This window comes from Pontibacter sp. HJ8, from assembly GCF_054824225.1.
The window spans coordinates 1-10,699 of the sequence record NZ_JSYF01000061.1; the positions used below are offsets into that span (position 1 = coordinate 1).

Sequence of the window (10,699 nt, forward strand, 5' to 3'; positions counted from 1 at the left end):
TAGGTATAGGTATAGGTATAGGTATAGGCGAAAACAGGAGGAGGGACGAAAGAAAAAAGGCCCTGGAAGTACATTTCCAGGGCCTTTGTAGCGGGGAGCAGAATCGAACTGCCGACCTCAGGGTTATGAATCCTGCGCTCTAACCATCTGAGCTACCCCGCCGTTTCGGGTGCAAATATAGGGCATAGTTTTTGAAAAAAGCAACACATGCCAAAGAAAAAAATATTTTATTTTTAGTATATTTAAAGAATCGGAAATTAATACTATACTTACTCAAACACTTACAATTCGTAAATAATGAAGGCTACCAAGACTAAATTTGTATGTGAGTACCCTGTCAATGCCTCCGCCAAACTTCTATACCCTTACCTGAGTACGCCTGGGGGGCTTGCCCAATGGTTCTGTGATAATGTGACGGTGGATGAAGACAAGCTATTCAATTTCGTATGGGACGGGCGAAACCACTACGCCGAGATGACCGGCCACCGTACCAACCGTTCCGTTCGCTTCCTGTTCCTCAACGAAGACAAAAGCCATCCGGTTGATCCTTACTATGTAGATTTCTCTATTGAATCGAGTGAACTGACACAAGAGCAGTTTTTGAAAGTAACCGACTACTCCGAGGAGGAAGACATCGAAGAACTTTCCGAACTTTGGGAACATCTGCTGCAAAAGCTCAGGGAAATAGTAGGCGGGTAAGTGGTCTTCCGCTGCAACTGCTTATCTTTGCACGATTTTTGAACGATGGGTGTTAGAGAAAAGTACCCGGACCTTCATACTGTCCGCATGCCATCAGGCTCACATGAAGAAACTAGATAAGCTCATACTCCGGTCTTTTGCCGGACCTTTTGTATTGACATTTGCTGTAGTAGAGTTTATTCTGCTTACGCAGTATATCCTCAAGTACCTCGACGAACTGGTTGGAAAAGACCTCGGCGCTGAGGTGTTCGCCGAGTTGCTGTTCTACTTCAGCATCAACATGGTACCGCTGGCCCTGCCGCTGGCTGTGCTCGTTTCGTCCCTGATGACCTTTGGAACCATGGGAGAGCACCATGAGCTGACAGCCATCAAAACCACAGGTATAGCACTACCACGCGTGCTGCGACCCGTCTTCTTTCTGGTACTCCTCTTAACAGTCGGTGCGTTCTTCTTTAACAACTATACCGTACCGAAAGCCAACCTGAAGGCCTACAGCCTGCTCTGGGATATACGCCAGAAGAAACCTACCATGAACTTTAAGGAAGGTGCTTTCTATAACGGCCTGCCGGGGTATAGCATCAAGATCAATGAGAAGCTGGACGACGATAAAACCCTGCGCGACATCATGATCTACGACCATTCGAAGGGCGGTACCAATACCACCGTCATTCTGGCCGATTCAGGGCAGATGTATACCGAGCACAACGACAACTACCTGGTGCTGGAGCTTTTCAAAGGAAATACCTACGTAGACCAGAACGATGGCAACTACAGAAATTCTTCAGAGCAGTTTGTGAGAGAGAAATTTGATGCGAGTAAAATTGTCTTCAGCCTCGCTTCCTTTAACCTGGACCGGACACGCGAAGAACTGTTCTCTGACAACAAGATGATGAAGAACATCGACCAGCTGACAACTGTGACCGATTCGCTGCGTCGCTTCAATGCCCGTGAAAAGGCCATGTATGCGCCTAACGTTGACCCGTTTTACATGTACTTTAAGGCCGATACCGGGGATGTAAAGAACGGACTGAAGATCCATGACAAAGTATTGCAGAAAGATGCCGAGCTCATCCCAGTGAATGCAGATATACTGCAGGTGGCCACCAACAAGGCCCGGAACGTCAAAAGTTTCACCTCCAGTTATATCGAGAAGGTGAATACACTGACCCGCGATGCCAACAACTATGAGATCGAGATATGGCGTAAATATACCCAGTCTGCCTCCATTCTGATCATGTTCCTGATCGGAGCACCATTGGGCGCGATCATCAAAAAAGGAGGCCTGGGCGTGCCGGTGCTGATTTCGATCATGTTCTTCATCGTGCTCTATGTCCTGGCGATCCTGGGCGAGAAGTGGGCCAGGGAAGGGTTGCTGCCGGTAGGTATAGGTATGTGGGGAGCCAATGTGATCCTGCTGCCGATCGGTCTGTTCTTCCTCTACCAGGCGCGGAATGACTCCAGCCTTCTGGAGGTAGACTTCTGGCGAAAATTCCTGACAAGGCTCAAACGCAATAAAATCTAGCACTGCTGCGAAATAACAGTACATATTTAGTTTTTTAATAAAGATATTTTGTATAACTTTGCGGCTTATACAAGTATCTATCCCCGAAAATAATAGATTGATATTTTTTATACGCAATGAAATTAACTACTGAAGCGAAACAAGAAATTTTTGAAAAGTATAGCCTGACAAAGTCTAAGACTGATACAGGTTCTGCTGAGGCTCAGATCGCGTTGTTCACAACACGCATCGCTGACCTGACGGGTCACCTCAAAGTTCACAAGAAGGATTTTGGTACACGCCTGGGTCTTCTTAAGCTGGTTGGTAAAAGAAGAAGACTTCTGAACTACCTGCAAAAAAATGACATTGAAAGATACAGAGCGATCATTGGTGATCTGGGTATCCGAAAATAAGCTTTTTATTTTATTAGGGAATTTCTTACAGGGATTCCCTAATTTTTTCAGTACCATTCCCTTCCTCTTTGCCAGTACCCGACAGCGGCCGCAACCGGTAGCCCTGTCTTTTTTGATGCTAAAAAATAATTGAAGATGTCTTATAACGCGATAACCAAAACAATCTTTCTTCCGGATGGCCGGGAGATCACAATCGAAACTGGTAAATTAGCCAAGCAGGCTGACGGATCTGTTGTAGTGAAAATGGGTACTACCATGCTCCTGGCAGCCGTTGTTTCCAACAAAGATGCCCGCGAAGGGGTGGACTTCCTGCCTCTTTCTGTAGACTATCAGGAGAAGTTCGCTTCATCTGGTAAGATACCGGGAGGCTTCCTGAGAAGAGAAGCAAGACTTTCTGATTACGAAATTCTGGTTTCCCGCCTGGTAGACCGTATCCTGCGACCTATGTTCCCTGGAGACTACCATGCCGAAACACAAATGACCATACATATGATCTCTGCGGATGCGGAGGTTATGCCGGATGCCCTGGCAGCCCTGGCCGCTTCGGCAGCCCTTGCTGTGTCGGACATTCCGTTCAACGGACCAATTTCTGAGGTTCGTGTAGCCCGTATTGATGGCCAACTGGTTATCAACCCGAAAGTATCGGATCTGCAGCGCGCCGACATCGACATGATTGTTGGTGGTTCTATCGACAGCGTGGCCATGGTAGAAGGTGAGATGAACGAAGTATCGGAAGAAGAGATGCTCGAGGCAATCGCTTACGCACACGAAGCCATCAAGGTACAGTGCCAGGCCCAGATGGAGCTTGCCGAAATGGTCGGCAAACTGCAGAAGCGTACATACTCCCACGAAACCCATGATGCTGACCTTCGTCAGAAGGTATACGAAGCTACCTATGCGCAGGCTTATGAAGTAGCGAAAAGAGGTAGTGCCAACAAATCTGAGCGTAAAGAAGGTTTTGCTTCTGTATTGAATGCGTTCGTTGAATCGCTGGGTGAAGACCACGGCTATGACATGGGACTCATCAAGACGTATTTCCACGATGTAGAGAAGGATGCTGTTCGGGAGATGATCCTCAACGACCGCGTTCGTCTGGATGGCCGTCAATTGAATGAGATCCGCTCAATCTGGTCAGAAGTAAACTACCTGCCGGCGACACACGGCTCAGCTGTGTTCACACGCGGTGAAACCCAATCCCTGACTACGGTGACCCTGGGTACCAAGCTGGATGAGCAGATGATCGACAGCGCGATGGTATCCGGTACCAATAAATTCTTATTGCATTATAACTTCCCTGCCTTCTCAACCGGTGAGGTGAAGCCAAACAGAGGCCCGGGCCGTCGTGAGATCGGTCACGGTAACCTTGCGCTGCGTGCCCTGAAGAAAGTGCTTCCACCGGATTCAGAAAACCCTTACACGATCCGTATCGTGTCGGATATCCTGGAATCCAACGGTTCTTCTTCTATGGCTACGGTTTGTGCCGGCTCGCTGGCGCTGATGGATGCCGGTGTTCCTGTGAAAGACGCCGTATCAGGTATAGCCATGGGTCTGATCACGGATGAGAAGACCGGTAAATTTGCCGTTCTTTCTGACATCCTGGGAGATGAAGATCACTTAGGTGACATGGACTTCAAAGTAGCCGGTACCAGCAAAGGTATCACGGCCTGCCAGATGGACATCAAGGTACAGGGATTGTCGCACGACGTACTAAGCCAGGCGTTGGCCCAGGCAAAAGACGGTCGTCTGCACATCCTCAACGAAATGAGCAAGACGCTTTCTTCGCCTAACCCGGATTACAAGCCGCATACCCCACGTTCGTTCAACATCGTGATCGACAAGGAGTTTATCGGTGCCGTGATCGGACCAGGTGGTAAAGTGATCCAGCAGATCCAGAAAGACACGGGCGCTACGATCATCATCGAAGAGAAGAACGAAAAAGGCCATGTGAACATTTTCGCCAGCGATCAGGACTCTATGAACCACGCGATCAGCAAGATCCGGGGTATCGTAGCGCAGCCGGAGATCGGCGATACTTACATTGGCAAAGTGAAGTCGATACAGCCGTACGGTGCATTCGTTGAGTTTATGCCAGGCAAAGATGGCCTGCTGCACATCTCTGAGATCAAGCACGAGCGTCTGGAAACGATGGAAGGCGTGCTGGAAATCGGCGAAGAAGTGAAGGTGAAACTGATCGATGTCGATAAGAAAACAGGCAAGTTCAAGCTTTCCCGCAAAGCGATACTACCTAAGCCAGGCGCTCCGGAACAAAACTAATTGAACATTTCTTGCTCCTGGCGCCGTTCTGCAGTAGTCGGAATGGCGCCAGGAGCATTATGTTTTTTTGTTTATGGCCAACGTTCTTGACTTTATTCGTATTAAGTAAGAACTTTGCGCGATTTTCTGATGTTACCACAGCGAGCCCAAAATTAAGATTTTCACATTTTTGCAATAATAATATACTCTGATGAGACAACTCAAGATAAGCAAACAGATCACCAACCGCGAAAGCCAGTCGCTTGATAAATACCTACAGGAGATTGGTAAAGTTGATTTGCTTACGCCGGATGAAGAGGTGTCGTTAGCACAGAGAATTAAAGAAGGAGATCAGTTTGCACTTGAGAAGTTAACAAAAGCCAACCTGCGTTTCGTCGTTTCCGTGGCCAAGCAGTACCAGAACCAGGGTCTTTCCCTGGGCGACCTTATTAACGAAGGTAACCTGGGCCTGATCAAAGCTGCCAAGCGATTTGACGAAACTAGAGGCTTTAAATTTATTTCTTACGCCGTATGGTGGATCCGCCAGTCAATCCTGCAGGCATTGGCTGAGCAGTCACGTATCGTGCGCCTGCCGCTGAACCGGGTAGGTTCCCTGAACAAGATCTCCAAATCTTTCTCAGAACTGGAGCAGAAATTTGAACGCGAGCCGTCGCCGGAAGAAATTGCGGAAGTACTGGAGCTGACAACAGCCGAGGTTGTCGACACGCTGAAAATTTCCGGACGCCACGTATCAGTGGATGCCCCGTTCGTGCAAGGCGAAGAAAACCGTCTGCTGGACGTACTCGAAAATGAGGATGAAGAATCACCGGACACCGGTCTGATGAACGACTCGCTTCGCAAAGAGGTACAGCGTGCCTTGTCTACGCTTACCAAGCGGGAGGCAGACGTAATCACCCTCTACTTTGGCCTGAATGGCGAGCATTCGCTTACCTTGGAGGAGATCGGGGAGAAGTTCAACCTGACCCGCGAGCGTGTAAGACAGATCAAAGAGAAGGCGATCAGAAGACTCCGCCATACTTCCCGAAGCAAAGCTTTGAAACCGTATCTCGGTTAATTTAACGTATCCAAATGAAAGTCCTGGTCATAAAAGGCCAGGACTTTTTTTATGTCGGCCTGTGGCTTGTCTCAATAAACCGGGATAGTATGCAGGACGAGGATGAGATTTTTTTTGTATACTTGCAACCAAATTTCTTTTGCAACCAACACCAATGGAAATAGAAAGAGTAAAATGCCTTATCATAGGCTCGGGGCCGGCTGGCTATACAGCTGCCATCTACGCCTCCAGAGCCGGACTGAATCCCGTTTTATACCAGGGCCTGCAACCAGGCGGCCAGCTGACCATCACCAACGACGTAGAAAACTATCCGGGTTATCCCGATGGTGTGATCGGCCCGCAGATGATGGAAGACTTTAAAAAGCAGGCAGAGCGCTTCGGAGCCGATGTACGGTACGGAATAGCTACCGCCGTTGATTTCTCTTCGCAGCCCCACAAAGTAACCATCGATGACCAGAAGGTGATCGAAGCGCATACCGTCATAATCTCAACCGGAGCTTCGGCCAAATGGCTGGGAATGGAGTCCGAAGCACGACTCAATGGCAACGGCGTAAGCGCGTGTGCTGTGTGCGACGGCTTCTTCTACAGAGGGCAGGATGTAGCCATCGTTGGTGCCGGTGACACGGCAGCCGAGGAAGCGACCTACTTGGCCAACCTCTGTAACAAGGTATACATGATCATCCGTCGCGATGAAATGCGGGCCTCTACCATCATGCAGGAGCGTGTGAAGAAGACGAAGAACATCGAGATACTGTGGAATACGGTAACGGATGAGATCCTGGGAGACCAGACCGTAGAGGCGGTGCGCGTTCGCAATGTGCTCACGGATGAGCTTCAGGAAATTCCGGTACAGGGATTCTTTGTTGCGATCGGGCATCAACCGAACTCGGAAATATTTGCCGATTACCTCAACCTGGATGAGAACGGGTACATCCGCACCATCCCGGGCACGAGCAAGACCAACATCGACGGCGTTTTCGCCTGTGGCGATGTGCAGGACTTTACCTACCGGCAGGCCGTAACAGCAGCAGGTACAGGATGTATGGCAGCTTTGGATGCAGAGCGTTACCTGGCTTCAAACGAATTGCACTAAAAAACAAGTGTGTGAACAGGTATGGCAGGTAATTTTGTATAATCTGACATACCTGCTCACAATAAAATGGCGCAGCTGTAGTTTATGATTGCGAGCTTGAGTTCCTATCTGCAGTGCCGCCTAATCATGATTCTAATGCCAAAGTTCAAAGTATCCCTTTCAATTGTGCTGGTTATGTTCTGTACCCTCTGTGGGGCAGAAGGAGCGTTTGCACAGGGTAAAGTAAGAGATTTTTTAAAGGTGAAATCACCCAAGATCGACTACGTACGGCCTGATACCACGATCCTGATCAAGTATGAAGAATTCCCGGACGATGAGTCGGATGCGGGAAAATCGATCTACTTCAATCCCAAAAAAGAGCTTTCCATTGTCAGTGAAGATACCACTGAACTGGATATGGGGGAACAGCACATCGTGGAGGTTTCGGAAGAAGTCATGATTGACTCCTCCTGGATTAAAATTGCAGGCTATTATGCCATCTGGGATACGCGTAACATCAACCCCTACCGGATGGATGGACGCCAACTGAAAGATACGGTTGATATCACCCTTTATGATCCCCGTCTGAAGCGGGAATACAAAATGCCGCTCGAGAAGACGCCTATCACCAGTCGCTTCGGCCACAGAGGCTACCGCTGGCATTATGGTACCGACATTGACCTGGATACCGGCGACTCCATCTATGCTGCCTTTGATGGGGTGGTGCGTATCAATAAATGGGATGGCGGCGGCTATGGCAACTACATAGTGCTGCGCCACTACAACGGCCTGGAAACATTGTATGGCCACATGAGCAAAACGATCGCGCAACCCGGGCAATTCGTAAAGGCCGGCGAAGTGATTGGGCTAGGTGGTAGCACCGGACGCAGCTCGGGGCCGCATTTGCATTACGAAGTGCGCTACCAGGGTAACCCGCTGGACCCGGAATTGCTCTATGACTTCCCGGACTACCTGCTGAAAGGGCAAAGCTTCGTGATCACGTCTGCTGTGTTTAACTACTATAACAAAGCGAAGAGATCCGGCTCAAGCAGCAGCGGCCGCAAAGCCATGTACCACAAAGTGCGTAGCGGCGATACGCTCTCAGGTATAGCCAAAAGATATGGAGTGGGCGTAAGTACGATCACCAAACTGAATGGCATCAGCTCCCGTACTACCCTGAAAGTAGGGCGTTCCCTTCGCATTAAATAAGACTTCACGTTCATGAAACTAGATATACTTGCCTTTGCCGCCCATCCGGATGATGTGGAACTGGGGTGTGCCGGTACACTCATTGCCCAGATCGAGGCAGGGAAAAAAGCCGGTGTGGTTGACCTTACCCGCGGAGAACTGGGTACAAGAGGGACGCCTGCAGAACGTGCGGCGGAGGCGGATGCCGCGTCCCGCATCATGGGCCTGTCGGTACGTGAAAACCTGGGGTTTGCCGATGGATTCTTTAGCAATGACAAGGAGCACCAGCTGAAAATTGTCCGGAAGGTGCGGCAGTACCAACCGGAGATCGTGCTGATGAATGCCTTGCATGACCGCCATCCTGATCATGGAAGAGGAGCGGCCGTTGTCCTGGAAGCTTGTTTTCTGGCCGGGCTTAAAATGATCAAGACCCTGGGAGACGATGGATTGGAGCAGGAAGCCTGGAGGCCGAAAGCGATGTATAATTTCGTGCAGGACAGGTACATCACGCCTGATTTTGTAATGGACATAACACCTTTCTGGGAAAAGAAAATGGAAACCATCCGTGCATTCAAGTCCCAGTTTTTCAACCCCGACGATACTTCCCCAAATACCTACATTTCGTCTCCTGAGTTTCTGGACTTCATTGATTCCAGGGCCAGGGAGTATGGGCATGCCATCGGGGTAACGTATGGAGAGGGATTTACAGCTGCCAGGCGTATAGGCGTACGAAATCTGTTTGACCTGATTTAATCGCTTTCCATACCTTAAAAAGAAGCGGCGCTGCAATCAATTTGCAGCGCCGCTTCTTTTTTATTTCCGGTATACTTATTTGAGCCTGTTCTTACGCCAGGAGGACGCATTTTGGTTGTTTCCCGTTGCAGTGCCAGCGGTTGCTTTGGGGCTATGGTTCGTCAGGAGCAGAGCAGCCAGCGTGGCAACTATTTCTTCTGACTCGTCTGTTGCTTGTTCCTCCAGCAGGCTGGGTAAGAAGTAGCGTTCAATGAACTTGGTATCGAAGTTACCGGAAACAAAAGCTTCGTGCTGCAGCACAAACTTACCGAACGGCAGGGTGGTTTCTATACCTGTGATCTTATACTCATCAATGGCGCGCAGCATTTTGTCGATGGCCTCTTTCCGGTCTTTTCCAAAAGTCACCAGTTTGGCGATCATCGGGTCATAGTAAATCGGGATGTCCATACCTTGCTCAAAACCGTCGTCCACGCGTACGCCCAATCCCTGCGGACGGATGTAGGTTTCCAGGCGACCGATGTCAGGCAGGAAGTTGTTGGCAGGATCTTCCGCGTACACACGCAGTTCCAGCGCATGACCGTAGATCGCAAGATCTTCCTGTTGGAAGCTCAGGGGATTTCCTTCGGCAATCCGGATCTGTTCTTTTACCAGGTCTAGTCCGGTTATCTGCTCCGTGACCGGGTGCTCCACCTGCAGGCGGGTGTTCATCTCGAGGAAGTAGAAGTTGAGGTTCTCATCCACCAGGAACTCAACGGTGCCGGCTCCCACATAATCACATGCTTTGGCCACATTGACGGCACAACGGCCCATCTCATCCCGAAGTTCAGGGGTCAGAACAGCAGAGGGAGCTTCTTCGATCACTTTCTGGTGGCGGCGCTGGATGGAGCACTCACGCTCAAACAGGTGCACAATATGACCGTGCGTATCACCCAATACCTGGATCTCAATATGGCGCGGGGAGCCGATATACTTTTCAATGAACACCGAGCCATCGCCAAAAGCAGAGGTTGCCTCACTGACGGCAAGCTTCATCTGATCTTCAAACGATTCCACATCTTCTACCACACGCATACCTTTGCCACCGCCCCCGGCACTGGCTTTGATCAGGATCGGGAAACCAACCTGGCTGGCGATCTGTTTGGCTTCCTCCACATCGGTAATGGCCTCCTCCGTGCCCGGTACCATCGGGATGTTATACCGGGCTACTGCTGCTTTGGCAGCCAGTTTGCTCCCCATCAACTCAATTGCTTCCGGTGTCGGACCTATAAAGATCAGGCCCGCTTCTTGTACCTTACGGGCAAAACTGGCGTTTTCTGACAAGAAACCATAGCCCGGGTGTATGGCGTCTACCTGCAGGCGTTTGCATACGTCAATGATCACGTCCCCTCGCAGGTAGGATTCGTTTGACTTAGGACCACCTACGCAGACCGCTTCATCGGCATAGCGTACATGCAGGGCATTGCGGTCGGCTTCGCTGTAAATGGCCACTGTTCTGATCCCCATTTCTTTGGCCGAGCGCATGATACGCAACGCAATTTCACCTCTGTTGGCAATCAGTATCTTGTTGATTTTTCTCATGCAGCAGCTTGACTATATTTTTATCAAAGAAACAGCATTGCCGGCAAACTTAAAAATGAGACGGAGAAAAAGGACCGGAGACAGTATTAGAAATTGTTTATGAATCTATAAAATGATAAATTTGCAGGCATTATACTTAAAAGTGATATATAGTATAACATACTACA

Annotated in this window: 9 protein-coding genes and 1 tRNA gene; 8 read left to right on the forward strand and 2 right to left on the reverse strand. The window is 49.5% G+C overall.

Features of this window, described 5'->3' with window-relative positions; translation table 11 throughout:
* Positions 1-88: 88 nt before the first annotated feature.
* Positions 89-162 (reverse strand) — tRNA-Met (locus tag OB13_RS03650).
* 135 nt (positions 163-297) lie between these two features.
* Between OB13_RS03650 and OB13_RS03655 the strand changes: the two genes are divergently transcribed.
* From OB13_RS03655 to bshB1, 8 genes are all read left to right on the forward strand, one after another.
* Positions 298-699 (forward strand): START-like domain-containing protein, encoded by a 402-nt coding sequence (locus tag OB13_RS03655; protein ID WP_461488789.1) that lies wholly within the window; start codon positions 298-300, stop codon positions 697-699.
* 103 nt (positions 700-802) lie between these two features.
* Positions 803-2,221 (forward strand): LptF/LptG family permease, encoded by a 1,419-nt coding sequence (locus tag OB13_RS03660; RefSeq protein WP_461488790.1) that lies wholly within the window; start codon positions 803-805, stop codon positions 2,219-2,221.
* A gap of 116 nt (positions 2,222-2,337) precedes the next feature.
* Positions 2,338-2,613 carry a 30S ribosomal protein S15 gene (rpsO, locus tag OB13_RS03665; protein WP_461488791.1) on the forward strand — a complete coding sequence of 92 codons (276 nt, stop codon included), beginning with the start codon at positions 2,338-2,340 and terminating at the stop codon, positions 2,611-2,613.
* Between the two features lie 135 nt (positions 2,614-2,748).
* Positions 2,749-4,887 carry a polyribonucleotide nucleotidyltransferase gene (pnp, locus tag OB13_RS03670; protein ID WP_461488792.1) on the forward strand — a complete coding sequence of 713 codons (2,139 nt, stop codon included), beginning with the start codon at positions 2,749-2,751 and terminating at the stop codon, positions 4,885-4,887.
* A gap of 190 nt (positions 4,888-5,077) precedes the next feature.
* Complete coding sequence (locus OB13_RS03675; protein WP_007656436.1) at positions 5,078-5,941, forward strand: sigma-70 family RNA polymerase sigma factor; 864 nt, start codon at positions 5,078-5,080, stop codon at positions 5,939-5,941.
* Between the two features lie 154 nt (positions 5,942-6,095).
* Positions 6,096-7,034: a thioredoxin-disulfide reductase gene (trxB, locus tag OB13_RS03680; protein WP_461488793.1), complete on the forward strand. Its 939-nt coding sequence runs from the start codon at positions 6,096-6,098 to the stop codon at positions 7,032-7,034.
* Positions 7,035-7,169: 135 nt separating this feature from the next.
* Entirely contained in the window at positions 7,170-8,222 is a 1,053-nt protein-coding gene (locus tag OB13_RS03685; RefSeq protein ID WP_461488794.1) for a peptidoglycan DD-metalloendopeptidase family protein, read from the forward strand.
* 12 nt (positions 8,223-8,234) lie between these two features.
* Positions 8,235-8,954 (forward strand): bacillithiol biosynthesis deacetylase BshB1, encoded by a 720-nt coding sequence (gene bshB1, locus OB13_RS03690; protein ID WP_461488795.1) that lies wholly within the window; start codon positions 8,235-8,237, stop codon positions 8,952-8,954.
* A gap of 75 nt (positions 8,955-9,029) precedes the next feature.
* On the opposite strand, the gene accC is transcribed toward bshB1, so the two are convergent.
* Positions 9,030-10,532, reverse strand: a complete 1,503-nt coding sequence (accC, locus tag OB13_RS03695) for an acetyl-CoA carboxylase biotin carboxylase subunit (RefSeq protein ID WP_461488796.1) — start codon at positions 10,530-10,532, stop codon at positions 9,030-9,032.
* Positions 10,533-10,699: the final 167 nt, after the last annotated feature.